The sequence below is a fragment of the Pseudoalteromonas sp. MTN2-4 genome (assembly GCF_042848605.1).
Lineage (GTDB): Bacteria > Pseudomonadota > Gammaproteobacteria > Enterobacterales > Alteromonadaceae > Pseudoalteromonas.
Genome location: NZ_BTGK01000007.1, coordinates 45782 through 62472 on the forward strand (window position 1 = coordinate 45782; position 16691 = coordinate 62472).

Consider the following 16691-nt stretch of genomic DNA (forward strand, 5'->3'; position numbering starts at 1 on the left):
GCTTTCTTAACTTCTCAGTTATGTGATCCCTATTTACCTGTGCGCTTGTTATCAAGAATGGCAACTAAAAATGCTGGTAAAAAGCTAATGCTAAGTAGGGTCGAAACCAAAATACCGCTTAGCACTATGATACCCACACCACGATAGAGCTCAGTACCTTCACCCGGGATCAACACCAAAGGCGCTAAGCCAAAGATAGTGGTCGCTGTAGACATTAAGATGGGCTTAATACGCTTTTCGACTGCTTTTCTGACAGCTTCAACCACAGGTAAGCCATTATCGACAATAAAGCGACGCGTTTGGTCAACAATTAAAATCGGGTTGTTCACTACGGTGCCCAACAAGATTAAGAAGCCTAACATGGTGATCATATCAAACGGCTGATGAAAGGTTTGCATACCTAAACTTGCAAGCCCTGAGTTTAAGCCATTCACCATCACAAGACCCAGTAAGCCACCCGCCATGCCTAGCGGTACAGTCGCTAGAATAAATAACGGGTAACGCCAATGAGTAAAAATGGCCACCAAGAGTAAATAGCTCAACATCAATGCAATCAAAAAGTTGCCCGATAACGACACTTTAGTTGCTTCAAGCTGATCTGCAGCACCGCTGATACTGACTTTAATGCCTTGGGCAATCTTGCCTTGTTGCCAAAGTGTGGGCAGTAGCTCGGTGCGAACCTTTTCTTCTGCTGCTTCTAACGCTACGTCTCTTGGTGGAATAATGTAAACCGTCACTGTTCGGTTACCATCTACGCGTCTTACTGAGTTACTATTTTTGCTTTCAACCAAGTCAGCCAGCGCATTCAGCGGTAAGACTTCATCTTGTGGCGTCACAATTGGCATACTCTCAAGCTGTTCTAAGGTTTGTTTGGCACCTGCGCCACTAAATAAAAAAATATCCACTTTGTCGTCATTTAAAATAAACTCATCAACAAACGCCCCATCACTCATGGCTGCGACGGCATAACCAAAGTCTCGGCTACTGATCCCCAGTTCAGCCAAACGATGCCAGCGAGGTTGGATCTCTATCAGAGGTTGATCAAGGGTTAACGAGCCTGGGTTCGAATTAATCTGCGGATTATCAAATACTTGATTTGCTTGATCGTATACGGCTTCTGCGGCACGATACAAGTCTTCAATGTCATTGCCTGCAATGTCTACCGCGACTGCACGTGTACCACCATCATTACTGGAAATAATCGAACCGCGTGCTGAGAACGCACGCATGCCGTCGTAACTTCTAAACTTAGTGGTGATGGCATCCATCATCTCATTAATATGGGCAGGATCGACTGGTGCACTTAAAAACCAAATGCGACCAATTGATACAGACATCGAATAATAAGCGAGTGGTGGCATATCTGTCTCGCCATTTGCAAAAGCAGCACCATCCGCTTTTACGTAGTCTGCAAAATACGTTCTTAGCTCACTACCAATGCGCTCCATTTCAGAAAGGTTGTAATTAGGTGGGGCTATCATCATAGAAAATGCTTTTGGCTCTTCCCCTTCAGGCAGATATTCGGCTGCTGGCATCAGGGTATAAGCAGCACTTAAAATCAACACAATGAATGATGCAGAGGCTATACGCGCTCGCTGTTTTGATTGAGTAAAGAATCTCGCACATTTCAACCAAACTTGACCATAAACCTTACTGTGCTTAGCGCTTTCGCTAGCAACTACTTGCTTGTCAAGACGTGCCAAGGCGACAGGAACGACAAAAATAGCCACTAGCATAGAAGCAATAATTGCCCCACAGATAGCAATGGCAATATCTGAATACAACTGACCAGCTTCTTGTTGGACAAACAAGATCGGGGCAAATACCAGTACTGTTGTTGCCGTTGAGGCCAAAACTGCAGGCCAAACTTCTTTTACACCGCTAATGGCGGCTTGGCGCTTGCCTTTCCCTTGCTTTTTGGCTTGAAATATTGACTCAAGCACCACAATGGTATTATCAACCGTCATACCTATCGCAAATGCAACACCCGCCAAAGAAATCACATTGATGGTGCGACCAAAGCTCATTAAAGCTAAAAACGCGGCGATAGTACAAATAGGGATACCCAACACGCCAATTAGGGTAGCGCGCCCTGAACGTAAGAAGAAGTACATCACCAAGGTTGCCAGCAAGCCACCAAGGATCAAGTTAAACCACACATTTTCGAGAGAGCTTCGTACATACTGCACATCATCACTCATGAGCGTTAGGCTTAGGCCGTTTTGTCTTAGCAGTTGCTGATTTAATTCATCAATTATTGGCAACATATCATCTTTAATCGCCAAAACATTTGAGCCACTTTCACGGCGAACCGATAGGCTTAATGTACGCTCCCCCACATTATAAGACAGACTGCGAGTTTCAAAGTGATCTAAAGTCACTGTTGCAACATCTTTAAGATAAATATTAGCATTGTTATGACTGCGAATTATCAAGTTTTCAAGTTCGGTCAACTGCTCAAAACGCCCGACAACACGCAATAAGTATCGGCTGGTACCACTTTCAATATCACCTGCCGATGCATCTCGATTACGATTTCTAATCGCATTTCGTAATTCACTGAGACTAATTCCACGATGCGCAAGTTGCTCTGCATCAACCTTTATTTGAATTTGTCTTTGCGCACCACCGCCCACTCTCACTTCAGATACACCTGACACGCTTTCCATTCGCGGTCGAATAAAGTCTTCTGCAAAATCTCTTAATAAATCAACATCCAGATTGAGCGGGTTCCCTGGCAGTGGTTTAAGTACAAAATACATAAACGCATTGCCCGAGAAAGAACTCGAAAATAATCTTGGCTGATCGACATTTTCGGGGTAATTGGGAACCTGACTTAAAGCATTATTTACCCGAATAAGCGCATCATTGGCATCAACGCCAAACGGAAATTCTAGTTCAATTTCAGCACTGCCCATTCGAGCATAAGACACCATGCGTTTTAAGTTTGGTAGACTTCTTAAATAACGCTCTTGTTCAATTAATATCTCTTTTTCAACATCTTGAGGCGTTGCGCCCGCCCACCCTGTTTGAACTGTGATAGTGCGTACTTCTAAATCAGGGATCATCTGCACGGGTATATTTAACGCGCCAACCAAGCCTAAAATACAACTGATTAATACGATCACGGTGACAAGTACACCGCGTTTGACAGCTCCTTCAATCATAACGCGTTACCTGAACTGTTTTTCACAGATACTTTTACACCGTTTTGCAGTAACTCAACGCCTGCTTTGATGTATTGCTGCGAGACTGATGCCCCTTTGACTGCTACTCGCTCTGCTTGCTGCTGCGTAACCTCAACAAATACGCGCTCTGCTGTATTGTTATTCACTGCAAAAATGCTATAGCCACCATCAGGGTGACGCTTTAACGCAGATTTAGGTAACCAAACCTGCGTATTTTCAATGGCTGGTAATTGAATGGTCACTTGTGCTGAGCTGCCCACCACAAAAGTATTATGCTTTGGTAATGACACAAATACCTTGAATGTCCGATTTACAGTATCGACTGATGCAACTACGCGCTCAACCTGACTATTTATGATACCTTCTGCTTTGTTTTGACTTTGGATCTTTGCATAAATCGGGATCGCTTGTGATAAATGAGAATAATACTTCTGAGGAACAGCGAGCTCTACACGCAACTTATCACTTGAGATGAGATTAAATACATGGTTTTGAGTACCTATCCACTCCCCTACATCAACCATACGATCTGTCACCACGCCTGCAAATGGCGCTTTAATATGGTGACGATTTAGAAGCTCTTGCTGAAGTGCGAGCTTCGCCTTAGCATTTTTTAATTCTGCATCAGCTTTAGTAATATTTGCTTTGCGCTCTGCCAATAAAGTTTGTGCGACCAATTGACGTTTTGACAGTGCTGTTAATTCTTGATGTAAACGCTGCGCTTCTTGTAATGCCACCTGAGCTATATTCAGCTCTGAACTGGCTTGTTCAAATTGCAACTGCACTAAGGTATCGTCTAAAGAGAGTAACAGCTGACCTTGTGTGACCACATCACCAGCTTCAGCTAGAATATTAGCCACAACACCAGATTGCTGACTCGCTAATTGTGCATTATGTACTGCACTGATCGATCCCGTTAATGTTAACCCAGCATCAACTACTCGCTCAGGATAAACCACATCTACTTCAATAGACTCAGCTTTTGCCGAATCACTATAAAAACCGACTGCCACTATGGTTACAAACCAAAGCAACGACAACTGCACAAAACGCATAGCAAACCTCAAATGATAATTATTAGCAGTAATGTAATTGATTCTTATCCGATACTCAGCAATTTTGCGATAAGACCCTAATTATTATCTATTAACCTACAACCAATTATGTCAAATTAATGTCCAAACGAACTGAGTTTTGATTTAATATTATTAAAGGGTTAACACTAGACGATGGATCACCTTAAAGCACATGAATATTTAATCTCAATGCCCGAAACTACCGTTAGCCAACCTTTTGGTGAAGGGGTCGATATCTATAAAGTGAAAGGGAAAATGTTCGCGACTTTATCACTGGGAAAAATGGGCAAAGGCACTGAAGAAAACCCACATTGGTGGATGAATTTAGGGCGTGTTGACCTTTGCTGTGTGTTTTTGCAGCTGCGAGTTGGGTATTTAGGCTTGGCAGAGGCTGCGTGGCAAGGGTTGCCCCGCATAGTTATTCTATGTAAGTCAGCCGATAACGCCGAATAAATGTCCAACTCGCGCTGATCGTAGAGTTCAACCAAAAGCTTCCACTACTTTGTCATTAGCCACTTACATAACCCGATATGCTGCGTAGCTCATTTCGCGTATTGAAAGCCTTTGATTTGAACAAAATTCATACCTCAAAGGTAAACACGCCCTTGAGTGCAATCCCGATGAAGCACATATTTTGAGAGATATTTTCGATGCCGTGATACCCGGCTATCACATGAATAAACGACTTTGGAATACCGTCATACTCGACGGTTCTATTGCAAAAGTGACATAGAGCGTATGGTAGATAACTCGTTTATGTTAGTGGTCGAGAAAATGCCAAAGAAAGCACAAACGTCAATTTTACTGAAGCTTTAAAACAATAATAAAAACCAGTATTACACCCAAAGCAATACTGGTTTTTCTTCAAGATATTTAGGGTTACATTAAATGTTTATTAAAGAAAACCAGCATTTCTTGTAACGTTCTAATCCTATATGGTTGATACTCCAAGTAGTGGCTACCATCTTCAAGCTCGATATATTTTACCTCTTTATCTGCATCTTCAAGCTCTTCGGCCATCTCACGACTGTGTCTCACAGATACTACGCTATCTTGTGAACCATGTATTAGTAATACCGGCTTAGTAAATTTCTCTGCAAAGTTAATAGGTGACACACTTGCTAACTTGTCTCTATCTGTGCCTATTTGCTTACGAACAATGTCTTTATTCGTGAAGTTTCTTGCTTGGTAATAGATATAGTTTAGATCGGCGACACCAGCAAAACTTGCTGCACACTGAAAAGTATCCGGATGTTTTACCAAAGCCATTAATGATGCATAACCGCCATAACTACCACCTGCAATACACATTTTATCTTTCTTTGTATAGCCTTGCGCTACTAACCAGTTTGCAGCATCTTGCAGGTCATCTTGCATAGCTTCACCCCAGCCACCAATTGCAGCACTTTCAAAGCTGAAACCATAACCCGATGATCCTCTAAAGTTTGGCTGAAAAACTAAGTAACCATGGTGTGCAAAAAATTCTGACCAATAGTCAAAGCCCGCATAGTCTCTAGCCATTGGTCCCCCATGGGGCAATATAATGGCAGGGTAAGCTTTGCCTTTTTCATAATCGGCTGGAAAAGTTAAATAGCCTTCAATGTTTGTTTTATCTCGTGCTATATATTCAACATTGTTCTTACCATTATAAAGTTCTCCTTCAATTAAAGGATACTTTGAAATGATATACTCTAGTGAGCTTTTATTACGGTCACCTAATAAATACGCACCGGGGTGATCACTTGAAGTGGTGTAGAGAATATAAACTTGCCCAGTCACATCTGTATCTATTATCACATTTGTTGAGTCTGGAATGGCTTTATTGATGGAGCGCTGAAGCTTATCAAGATCTTCGTCCCAGTACTTCATTAAGTCATCAAAACCTGAGTGCGAGAAACCAACTACTTCATTAGTTACTTCTGAATAAACCAATGAGCCATCAACGTCATAATTTTCGTCATGATAAACCAGTTCACGTGTTTGCTTTGGATCTGTCACATCCATTTTAAATAGTGCATCTTTATCTTTATAAATGGCTTTGAAATATAAGATATTCGGATTTTTATCAAACCCTAGCAAAGTAACTTTATTGGCAGAAAATACCTCATACTCAAATAACTTTTTCCATTTGTTAGTATTAAGATCTTTCAAACTATAGGTAACAAGCGTATCGTCAATTTGGCGCATAATACGCACTTTACCTTGCCTATCAGCAATCCACCCATCGATATTCTTTTTCGGGCGCTCAATACGTTTTCGCTTACCCGTTTGTACATTAACTTTAAATACACTGGGTTTGTTTGGGGTGTCTAAATCAATTGATAATAAAACGTGCTCCGGATCGTTAGGTAACATACTGATGACATTATCTTGAAATTGCGAGTTATGCGACCTGCGGCCTATGCGAATAACATTTTTTGTCTCATCATCAGTTCTTAAGTCAAACTTTAGTAATCTCGATACATTGTAACGGATGCCCCTTTCAGAAACAGTAGAGGAAACTCCCATCAATAACACATCATTATTAAGCCAATCGAACCAATTCAGAGTGACTGATAAGTTATCGGTTTTGGAAATAAAACGCTTTTTTCCCGTTATTAAGTCAAAAACCACTAGAAATAACGTGCCTTCGCCATTTTGTACAAAAGCTACTTTATTTCCATTTGGCGATAAGTTCATCTGAGAAGCATTCGCTAAACTAGCATGCGCTTCTATTGGTAATGTACTTTTAAGTGAGGTTTGCGCAGAGGCTGAAGCCCCAAAGAGCGTTGTTATAAAGGTAAGAAATAAAGCATGCTTGAGCATAATCATCCCTAATCATTGTTATTATTAATTGAATTCACCAAAAATATTAACCCAGTGTTGTACCTATCTCAATAATGTACTTGATTAACTTCGCGGTTCTTTTACTGTATCTTTGCTAAAAAAGTAAAATCGGACAACGCATTGCAGTATCAAACTTTAGATTATTATATTAATCCTCAAGCTTTAACGCTGCGAAGCATAGGCGGCGAAGGGATTACTATTCGCCCGAAGACTTGCCAATTATTGATATTGCTTCTAGAAAATGCAGGAAAACCTGTTAGTAAACAGCACATTCTTGATACTGTGTGGGCTGACTCTGTTGTCGCCGAGCAAGTTGTATTTCAATCGATCAATGAACTAAGACAGATATTTATCAATGGAGAAGTTATAAAAACCATACCCAAGCAAGGATATGTGTGGTTACCTGATGTCTCTAAACTTTCTACCCCTGACCCAAAATATAAGTCCAACCGACACACTATTAAAGTGATTATCTGCTTCGCTTTAATTACCTTTGCATTTATGCTGCATTACTCTACTTTTAAACAGCCTGAGCAATCTCAACCAAATACAGTGACTGGCTCTGTCGTCATACTGCCAACACAAAATCAAATTGAAGGCAACGACCATAGCTGGGTTCGTTTAGGGTTAATGGACCAAGTCATACAGCGTTTACCCAATAATCAAGCGCATGGTGTATTACAGACCGATTATGTGCTGGAAGTGCTAGAGCGAGCAGGCGCGCCCTTGAGCAATGTTCAACCTGAGCATATTAGACAAATATTTACCGTCTCTGGTGCTGAACTAGTTGTCTCGTCAAAATTGTCCGGATCACCTCATGACTATCAGCTAAGTTATGCGCTGCATTATAAGAATACGCAACAGAAAGGTGTGTTATTTGGTCGTAATATTCAAGATGTAATTGATGAATTTAGCGATAAAGTAGCAGAACAATTAGGTGAAGAAAGCTCCCTACAAGCCAACAACTATCATGCCGATTTTAATCATGAGATGTTGGGGGTTGCCATTGACCTAAAGCTTGAAGATAACCACCTAGCAGCAAAACCTTTGCTTGAGAGTATTATTGCACATGATCCTGAAAACCTGACTGCGCAACGGCTCTTAATCAACACACTCTTTGAGTTAAAAGATTACCCTGCAGTAAAAAAACACCTTATGTTGGCTGTTCCACTCGCTCAAAAACTCAATGACAAAAATGAATTAAGCCGCTTGCATTATCTCAATGCCATTCACGCCATTATTGAGGGAGATGACGAGCTAGCTAAGCAAAGGGTTGAGCAAGCTTTGCAAGTAGCTCTGAGCAATAATGATTGGCTATTTATGGCCTACTCGAAGGATCTGTTGGCGCGTATTGCACAGCATCAAGGTCAATACGAATTAGCAAAAGCGTATTACCTCGAAGCAAAAAAACATCATCAAGTTTTACGCTGCCCAGTTGGCGAAAGCAGTGTTTGGGCAAGCCTTGCTTTGCTTGCCAAGAAACAAAACAGACTCGAGGAGTTCAACACCGCATTAAGCACAGCCAAGCAAATAGCTAAAAGTCGAGCGCTAACAAAGCAGCTTAAGTATTTAAATACTCTAAATTATTAATAATAAAATCAATAACCTTAGATAATTTTAGAAAGCTTTAGTGGCTTTTATTGCCTTCCTTAAGCGATAAGGGGGTAATTCAAAAGGAGTCACTATGTCATTTTTTAATGCCCGAGTATTTATCGGCACCCTACTGTTTTTAGCCTTCATTGTTATGTTGGTTACCTCTGTATTGTTATACAGTCAGCAACATGATGCTGTCATTGCGCTTATTCATACTTTAATAGGCACGGCTATGATTTTAGTCGTCGTATGGCACTTATTTAAAAATTCAAAACCCCTCTTCGCTTATTTAAATCCGCTAAAGAAGCATACGGGCAAAGTCAGTTTTGCCATGCCACTGGCCGTTTTATTGGTAGGTTATTTGTTGGCGTCACCATTTTTCGCCCTGCCACCTGCAATGCAAGTTTACACTTGGGGCCAAACCCTAAAAGCCGCAGATAAAGCCGACCAAGATAAAGAACTAAAATATGTCGAGCGTGTAATTACCCCAGCAAAAGCGAGCGGACAAACAATTACCTTAGAACTGAAAAAAGGCCCTTACTTTATGTGGCCACAATATGCGTTTTGGTTAGAAACCTTAGAAGGTAAGTTTGTTCAGCCGCTCTACGTCACAGAAAAAATCGCCACCAATAACTTCACCAACAAAGTATCGAAAGTAAATCCTGACCAAATATTTAATGAACATTTACTGATCGGCGAAAATGCAATTGGTAGAGAGGCCTTAACCGGTGGTGAAGATGCAAAATCAAAAGATACTCGCATGCGCCCTGAATCGCTGCCTGTGTTTTTACATCAACTTGGTGTGCAAGCCAGTAATGGCTTCTACCTGCCAACAGATAATAAACTGGTTGTCGACGGCTTTAGTGGTGCAACCATGACAGATAATTTCATTTATTCAATTCAGCTGCCGACCTCACTGACAGGTCAATACCGTATTCGATTTGAGATAAACCATTCATTCGATTACAACACTTACTACAGTAGTGACCGCTTCCCTGATGATCCTGTATATTCAGGCGACGGCTACACTGCGCAACCCTCGCTTATTTATCAAGCCATCGTCGATTTTGACCAGCCAAGTAAACTACAACAAATGCAGCTTATCGGTCACGGTCACCATTCAGGCAAAGATGGCGATGTTCGTGCTGATCTCAGTAACTTCACCACCGCACTAGAGTTAGTTGACAGGATCTTAATCTCTCATTCCCTATAACAAAAAAGCGCAGCCAACTGGCTGCGCTTTTCAGTTATAATATTTAAGGTGCTGGGCACATTACTACTGTGCTTTTAAAGCACGCATATCTGTGATTAATTCTTCCAGCTTTTTAAATTGTCTACCGTAAATGATGTCTAAGTCTAACCGATACAAAGCTTCTGAATATCGCACGACCAACAAAAACAGCACTGTGATAACCGCCCAAACATAACCTGGAATATCTAACAATACATACTCTGTCGGATAATGCTTCAAAAACAAAGCCATCACTTTACTACCCGCATTACTCGCTAGCCCTTGTGTTACCATACCGATATAAAACAGCGGATAAAAAAATCGGTAGTACTTCGAATATGTATCCATTGAGTTTTTAAGCCAAGCATCAAAGCTCTCTAAATACTCTAAACTGCTCTGCCCTTTCGATAAGTTATGCGATTTAGTGAGCTCTTTTCTCGCTATCAGCACAAGCGGTGCTAGCAATACACAGATATACAAGCCTAACCAAGGTGCTCCAATTAAACTCATCACCACCAGCATGACTAAAGCACCAATCACAATGGCTTTAATATTAACTGCAAACATCTTTTGCAGTTTATCTACGATATTTTGCGACTTCCTATTATATAAGTCGTTCACTTTTGGTGCTGATAGCTCACCCTCAGTCACAAAACCTTGTTTCCACATTGCTTCAATAGACTTACTCATGTGTTCACTCCTGCGCTTTTATAAACTTATTTAATCTTTCTTTAATACGCGTAATGCGTACGCCAATACTGTTTGTGTTAGCACCAATAATTTCGCCAATTTCAGCGTAAGATTTCTCTTCTAAATAAAGCAGGATCACTGCTCTATCTATCTCTGACAAATGCTTAATGGCGTTATAAAGTAGGTTAATATCATCAGAACCAAATGCCTTGGCGTCGTCATGTACTTCATCAGGTAAAGCATCAGACACAAACTGCTGCTCGCCTTTTTTACGCTGTTTTAAATGGGTCAAACAAACATTTAAAGCCACCTTATAAATCCATGTTGACCATTTAGACTCAGCATTAAAATTGTCTCTACTTCGCCAAATTTGCAGGCACACCTCTTGGTAGTAATCTTCAAAATCTTCTTGGTTATGGGTGTATGCCCGACAAATTTTGATAATGATCCCCGCAAAGGGCAGTATTGATTGCTGATAAAAATCGCTTCCCATTCACCTCGTTCCATTTTGTATTTTTCTAATTAGTAGATAGCAGGTGTTATTTATTACAGCTTGTAGGAAATTTTTTTCGAAGGAAAGGTTTTGTCGCACTAATAAGTCGCCAAGCCACTAAATCTAACAGATGGCTTGGCTATAAAAGGGCTAGAGTGATAATAATGTCGGTGAATTGGTCTTCGCTTGCTGTAAGCGTTGTTTATAATCTTTTAATTCAGGAAAACGCTCAGCTAAATCGAAGCTCAACATTCTATCCCACCCTAATATCACCGCGAGGTAATAATCAGCAAATGTTGGTAAGCAGCCTGCTAAAAATGGCTGTTGCTGAAGCTGTTTTTCAATCAACCCGAATAATTTCACTAACTCCTCTTCGGCATTGGCTTTAACCACCTCATGTTCATTGGCAATACGCTCTGGCTGAAACACACGTGAAAAATGCCCATGCACCGTTGACGCCACAAAATTTAACCACTTAAGTGCCTCTGCGCCCTCTATGGTTGCTAAGTCTGGCATCAAATTAGCCTCAGGATGTTTTTGCGATAAATGAATTAATATCGCTTCACCTTGGGTTAAAATATGCTCATCAGTTTTTAACACCGGTACTTTACCGAGTGAGTTTACTGCTAAAAAATGTTCACTAAATTGTTCATTCTGAAATAGATCGATGATCTCAACATTATGCTCCACACCAATAATCTCTAAAGTAATTAATACGGCTGTAGAGCACGTAATTGGGCAATGATAAAGGGTATACATAATTCATCCTTTTAATAAGTCGTTTAGCTTTAGGTTTATTTAGGATTAATTTACGACTTTTTTTGAGGAAAAAAATTACTACTTCTTGCATATCTTTTGTGCAAAAATGCACAGATGAACTTAGATGACGATTATCAATATATTCTTGCACTGGCTACTCTCGGCAGTTTGTCAGCCGCAGCTAAGCAGCTCAATGTGACACACACAACGGTTGCCAGGCGAATTCAAGCATTTGAAACCCGTTTCAATGTCACCTTATTTGAGCGTGTCCCAAAAGGTTACCAGTTAACTAAAATTGGCAGAGAAGTGCTACCTGACATTGAAAATTTGAAAAGCTTGCAAGGTCATATTGAGCGACGACTCGATGGTCAAAACCAAAGTTTACAAGGAGAGGTAAACATCGCCTTGACCCCTGAACTGGCGCATGATTACTTTCTCCCGCTACTTGATGAGTTTTATCAGAGCTTTCCACATATTCAACTCAATTTAATGATGGGCACCAGTCAAAAAGATCTCAATGCCAGAGAAGCCGATATCGCGCTCAGGTTTACACCTGAACCGACACAATCGGACTTGGTTGGCAAAAAACTGTTCGCATCTAATTGGGGCGTCTATGCCAGCGAAAGCTACTTAAAGCAGTCAAAAGAAGTCGATTACCTATTACTATGGCAGCTAGAATTTGATAAAGGTTGGTATCAAAGCCACTTTAAAAAAACCCAAATCGTCGCTCGATTTGATAATTTAGCCGCTTTAATTAGCGCGACAGATCAAGGACTAGGTATTGCAAAATTACCCTGTGGTTTAGCTGACCAACCTAAATACAGGAATTTGAGAAGGCTCAATATCACCTCACCTCCATCCATTTGGAGTTTATGGCTGCTTTATCACTATGATTTGAAAGAAGCCGCCAAAATCATAGCTATTAAATCTTTTTTAATTGAACACTTTTCACAATTTGAACGAAGATTTTCAGGCGAAACAAGCCGTTACTATTAACGGCTTGTTTCGCCTGAAAATCTTCGCTCCAAACTAAAAGTCAATCCGTTCGCCTTGCCAGAGCCAGAAATTGGTCAATACTTAAGAATACTATTGCGCTATTCGACCCAAAGTTATGTGGCTACTCTCAAAAAAGATAATCCTCTTTGCTTCTCTTTTGTTTCTCATATCTTGCAAAAACGACCCACCACAAACGTTACATATCGCCATCAACCCTTGGCCGGGTTATGAAGTACTTCATCTAGCAAAAGAAAAAGGTTTTTTTGAACAAGTAGGGCTTAATATTGAGCTTGTTAGAGTTGCCTCATTAGCTGATACGCAAAGAGTTTATTTGAATAACAAGGTAGATGGCCTCACCAGCACCTTAATAGAAGCCATTCAGATTCAATCCTTTGCAGTAAGGCCGCTTACCATTGCGTTAATTACTGATTACTCGTTAGGCGGGGACGCAATTATTGCTCACAAATCAGTTACTGGAATTAAAGACTTAAAAGGCAAAACCATCGGTACTGAAGTCTCTTCACTCGGTATTTATGTACTTCAAAGAGGCCTACAAAAACATCACCTAAGCTTAGATGACGTAACAATTAAAAATGTTGAGCAAATGTCTGGCATAAAGGAGATGAACAAAGGCGATATCTCGGCGTTCGTTACCTACCCTCCCATCTCAACGGAGTTATTAAAGAATCCCAATTACCATGTCATTTTTGACAGTAGCGAGATCCCAAAAGAAGTGGTTGATATTGTCAGCATCTCACAAAGTTACCTAAAACAGCACCCAAAAACATTAGAGAAGCTTTGGCAAGTTTGGCAATTATCTTATGAATTTATTCAAACTCACCCAGATGAAGCTATGACAAAAATGGCTAAATTAGAAGGTTTAGAGGTTGCTGATTTCTCTGATGCTTTCAACAACCTTGAGATGCAAACAGGTGATACACAAGCAGAATTAATTTCTAATAGCTTTCTTAAAAGTGTCACTGAGCAAGTCTGCGAGACTTTATGGCGCATTAAATCAATCGATAAGCCATGTGGTTTTGTGCCAAGTATGTTTCATATGCCACTAGAACAAAGTAAATGATAAAAAACTCGCTTTATCTTAAATCGACCATACCTTTGCTTTTGCTTGGTATAAGCTCCTTTTTGCTTTTCACACGCTTTATTGCTGACGAATATCGATTACAACACGAGCGCTTTATTGATTCTTTGGTGGATAACGTGATCACCAGCATTAGTATCTCTGCAGAAGTCGACGCCTCTAGAGAAAATTTACAGCGCGTGCTTGCCGCATTATCGAGCAATAGCGCCATTCAAGATATTATGATCATTGCCCCTGAGTCTCTTGATATTGTGGCATCTAAAAAGCTTTTTATTCAAAAAAGAAGCTTACTTGACTCAGAAACACTAGGAAAAAAAGAACTAGACGAGTTATTGCATTATAAGTCACAGTTAAGTGACAAAGTTAGGGTGATTTATCACCATGATGAAAACTGGTATGCATTGTCTTGGTTATACCTCGTTGACCCCGAAATAAGGAGATTACGCGCTTATTACTTTTGGATACATATAGATTCCACTCAACATGAAGAAAAGCTGAACCAACAATTAGGCAGCTTCACGTATAACTTTTTAATCATTATTTCTATTATGGTTGGCCTGTCATTTTGGCTACTCAATTACTTTGTAACCAGCCCCCTCACTAAAATTGGTGCTACCATTCGAAAAGGTCTACCAATCCCTAAAGGTATCATCAAACGGCAAAGTGGAGATGTCATTGCGAGGGTTGCAACTTCTTATAATAAAGCCATTAAGCAATCGCAAGAAAGAGCTGAGCAATTAGAAAAAACGCGGCACTATATTGATGGGATCACGCAGCATGTACCTGTACTTCTAACTTATGTAGATAATGAAGAGAAATACCGTTTTGCAAATAAACTCTACTGCCAGCTATTTAAGTTGAATGAACACGACATCGTAGGAAACACCGTCAAATCTGTTCTACCCGTTGATATTTATGACAGAATTCAAGATCATCTATTTAATGCTTTAAAAGGTAATGAAACTGCATTTGAAATTGATGTCACAATAGGCGGCGTAAGAAAGTATCTGATCACTACCTACACTCCTGATTTTGCACTTAACGGAGATGTTGAGGGGATATTTGCCTGTATTGAAGATGTCACTGAGCTCAAAAACTCAGAAGAGCAATTAGCTAAATACGCCTCAGATATGGAGTTTAATAACTGGGCACTTGAAGAAGCCAAAGAACAAGCCGAGAACGCATCAAAAGCCAAAGCTGATTTTTTAGCGATCATGAGTCATGAAATAAGAACGCCTATGAACGGCGTACTTGGTATGTTAGATTCTTTAAAAAGCACCCCTTTAGATAAAGAGCAAAACGAACAAGTTGATATCGCCAGTCGTAGTGCGCTATCGTTAATGCGCATTATTAACGATATCTTAGACTTTTCAAAAATTGAATCTGGTAAATTAGAAATTGATATCAATGAATTTGATGTCGTGAAATTAATCAAAGAGACTGCAACTTCGTTTTCCAAGCAAACCCATGAAAAAAATATCGCACTTATTTTAGATATTGATGAAATCACTCTACCGATCATCACTTCTGATTCTGTCAGAATAAAGCAAATACTCACTAATTTAATCGGGAATGCTGTCAAATTTACAGAGTCTGGTGAAATTATTGTCAAAGCTCAGTATGCATACTCGAAAGTTCATCACGCCCCCGAAATGAAACTCCAAGTATCAGATACAGGGATAGGCATACCCGAGGATAAATGTGACTTAATTTTCGAGCACTTTTCACAAGCAGATACATCCACAACAAGACAATTTGGTGGAACAGGGTTAGGACTCAGTATTGTCAGTAAGCTTTGCGAGTTATTAGGCGGTGAAATAGCCGTAAAAAGTAAACTAGGGTTAGGCAGTACGTTTATCGTTACCTTGCCAATCCCAAGTAAACACACAGAAAATCAACAGTTACAGCACTCTATATTCTATGATTTCACAGCAAAACATTTCCACTTTGTGGACATTCATCCGGGCTTCTTAAATGCGTGTGAACGAACTTTTAGTAAGTTTGATATTGCCATGCATAAACATAAAAATATTACTTTGCTTGAAGAGTACATTAAAAAGCTCAATGAGGAGCAATTATCTTCACACTTTTATGTAATAAACTGGTCAACAGAAGATAACAACGATATAGATAGATTTGTCTCTTCACACATTGCTAATACCGTCACCTTATTGCCTTTTAATACCTCGATTGATAGGCACTTTAAACAAGCTGATGTGCAACAAGTTAAATACTGTAAAACCCCATGCACTCTACTCGATATCGTGCATAGGCTAGCGCAAGCCGAGGATAGCCATGTTACTCACAGCTCGACAACTCAAACTAAAGATCAAACAACCCTGTTCAAGCATGTCCTCGTAGTGGAAGATATGCCAATTAACCAAATCGTCGTTACACAGATGCTTAACGGTGCCGTTGAACAACTTGATTTTGCAAATAATGGTCTAGAAGCGCTTACTAAATTAAAAGAGCATGAAGATAACTACTATGAGTTAGTCTTGATGGACTGCTTAATGCCCGTGATGGATGGCTACGAGGCAACGCGAAGAATTAGAAAACGCGAGGCAGGTGAGAATAATCAATATATTCCAATCATCGCCATGACAGCTAACGCTATGAACGGCGACAAAGAAAAGTGTTTTGACGCGGGCATGGATGAATATATTAGTAAGCCACTGATCAAAGAAGACCTTATCGCATTATTAGAGCCCTTCTCTGTATAAACTTTATTGAGCCCAAA

Annotated in this window: 12 protein-coding genes and 1 pseudogene; 7 read left to right on the forward strand and 6 right to left on the reverse strand. The window is 40.2% G+C overall.

The genetic code is table 11. The features are described from left to right. Positions 1-29: 29 nt before the first annotated feature. Positions 30-3167, reverse strand: coding sequence for an efflux RND transporter permease subunit (locus tag ACGHEH_RS15690; RefSeq protein WP_390447074.1), 3138 nt, complete (start codon positions 3165-3167; stop codon positions 30-32). After that, positions 3164-4243 carry an efflux RND transporter periplasmic adaptor subunit gene (locus ACGHEH_RS15695; protein WP_390447076.1) on the reverse strand — a complete coding sequence of 360 codons (1080 nt, stop codon included), beginning with the start codon at positions 4241-4243 and terminating at the stop codon, positions 3164-3166. The genes ACGHEH_RS15690 and ACGHEH_RS15695 overlap by 4 nt, the downstream gene beginning before the upstream one ends. Positions 4244-4417: 174 nt before the next feature. Here ACGHEH_RS15695 and ACGHEH_RS15700 point away from each other — a divergent pair, with 174 nt between their 5' ends. Both ACGHEH_RS15700 and ACGHEH_RS15705 read left to right on the forward strand, forming a co-directional pair. Next, positions 4418-4717: a hypothetical protein gene (locus ACGHEH_RS15700; RefSeq protein ID WP_390447079.1), complete on the forward strand. Its 300-nt coding sequence runs from the start codon at positions 4418-4420 to the stop codon at positions 4715-4717. A gap of 151 nt (positions 4718-4868) precedes the next feature. Then, positions 4869-5080, forward strand: a pseudogene (locus ACGHEH_RS15705) (MmcQ/YjbR family DNA-binding protein); the annotation flags it as partial. A 63-nt stretch (positions 5081-5143) separates the two neighbouring features. On the opposite strand, the gene ACGHEH_RS15710 reads toward ACGHEH_RS15705, so the two are convergent. Then, complete coding sequence (locus tag ACGHEH_RS15710) at positions 5144-7069, reverse strand: alpha/beta hydrolase family protein (protein ID WP_390447082.1); 1926 nt, start codon at positions 7067-7069, stop codon at positions 5144-5146. A gap of 141 nt (positions 7070-7210) precedes the next feature. On the opposite strand from ACGHEH_RS15710, the gene ACGHEH_RS15715 reads away from it, so the two are divergent. Continuing rightward, positions 7211-8680, forward strand: coding sequence for a winged helix-turn-helix domain-containing protein (locus ACGHEH_RS15715; RefSeq protein WP_390447084.1), 1470 nt, complete (start codon positions 7211-7213; stop codon positions 8678-8680). 94 nt (positions 8681-8774) lie between these two features. Further along, positions 8775-9896, forward strand: coding sequence for a DUF4405 domain-containing protein (locus ACGHEH_RS15720; RefSeq protein WP_390447086.1), 1122 nt, complete (start codon positions 8775-8777; stop codon positions 9894-9896). 63 nt (positions 9897-9959) lie between these two features. Here ACGHEH_RS15720 and ACGHEH_RS15725 read toward each other — a convergent pair whose 3' ends face one another. From ACGHEH_RS15725 to ACGHEH_RS15735, 3 genes are all read right to left on the reverse strand, one after another. Then, positions 9960-10604, reverse strand: coding sequence for a hypothetical protein (locus ACGHEH_RS15725; protein ID WP_390447088.1), 645 nt, complete (start codon positions 10602-10604; stop codon positions 9960-9962). A 4-nt stretch (positions 10605-10608) separates the two neighbouring features. Beyond that, entirely contained in the window at positions 10609-11097 is a 489-nt protein-coding gene (locus tag ACGHEH_RS15730; RefSeq protein WP_390447091.1) for an RNA polymerase sigma factor, read from the reverse strand. A 150-nt stretch (positions 11098-11247) separates the two neighbouring features. After that, on the reverse strand, positions 11248-11856 hold the full coding sequence (locus tag ACGHEH_RS15735) for a glutathione S-transferase family protein (RefSeq protein WP_390447094.1): 609 nt from the start codon (positions 11854-11856) through the stop codon (positions 11248-11250). Between the two features lie 114 nt (positions 11857-11970). Between ACGHEH_RS15735 and ACGHEH_RS15740 the strand changes: the two genes are divergently transcribed. The 3 genes from ACGHEH_RS15740 (at position 11971) to ACGHEH_RS15750 (ending at position 16674) form a co-directional block, all read left to right on the forward strand. Next, positions 11971-12852, forward strand: coding sequence for a LysR family transcriptional regulator (locus ACGHEH_RS15740; protein WP_390447096.1), 882 nt, complete (start codon positions 11971-11973; stop codon positions 12850-12852). 157 nt (positions 12853-13009) lie between these two features. Continuing rightward, entirely contained in the window at positions 13010-13933 is a 924-nt protein-coding gene (locus ACGHEH_RS15745; RefSeq protein ID WP_390447099.1) for an ABC transporter substrate-binding protein, read from the forward strand. A 62-nt stretch (positions 13934-13995) separates the two neighbouring features. Beyond that, the gene (locus tag ACGHEH_RS15750; protein WP_390447102.1) at positions 13996-16674 is read left to right on the forward strand and encodes an ATP-binding protein; all 2679 of its coding nucleotides are present in this window, start codon (positions 13996-13998) and stop codon (positions 16672-16674) included. The last annotated feature ends 17 nt before the right edge of the window (positions 16675-16691 follow it).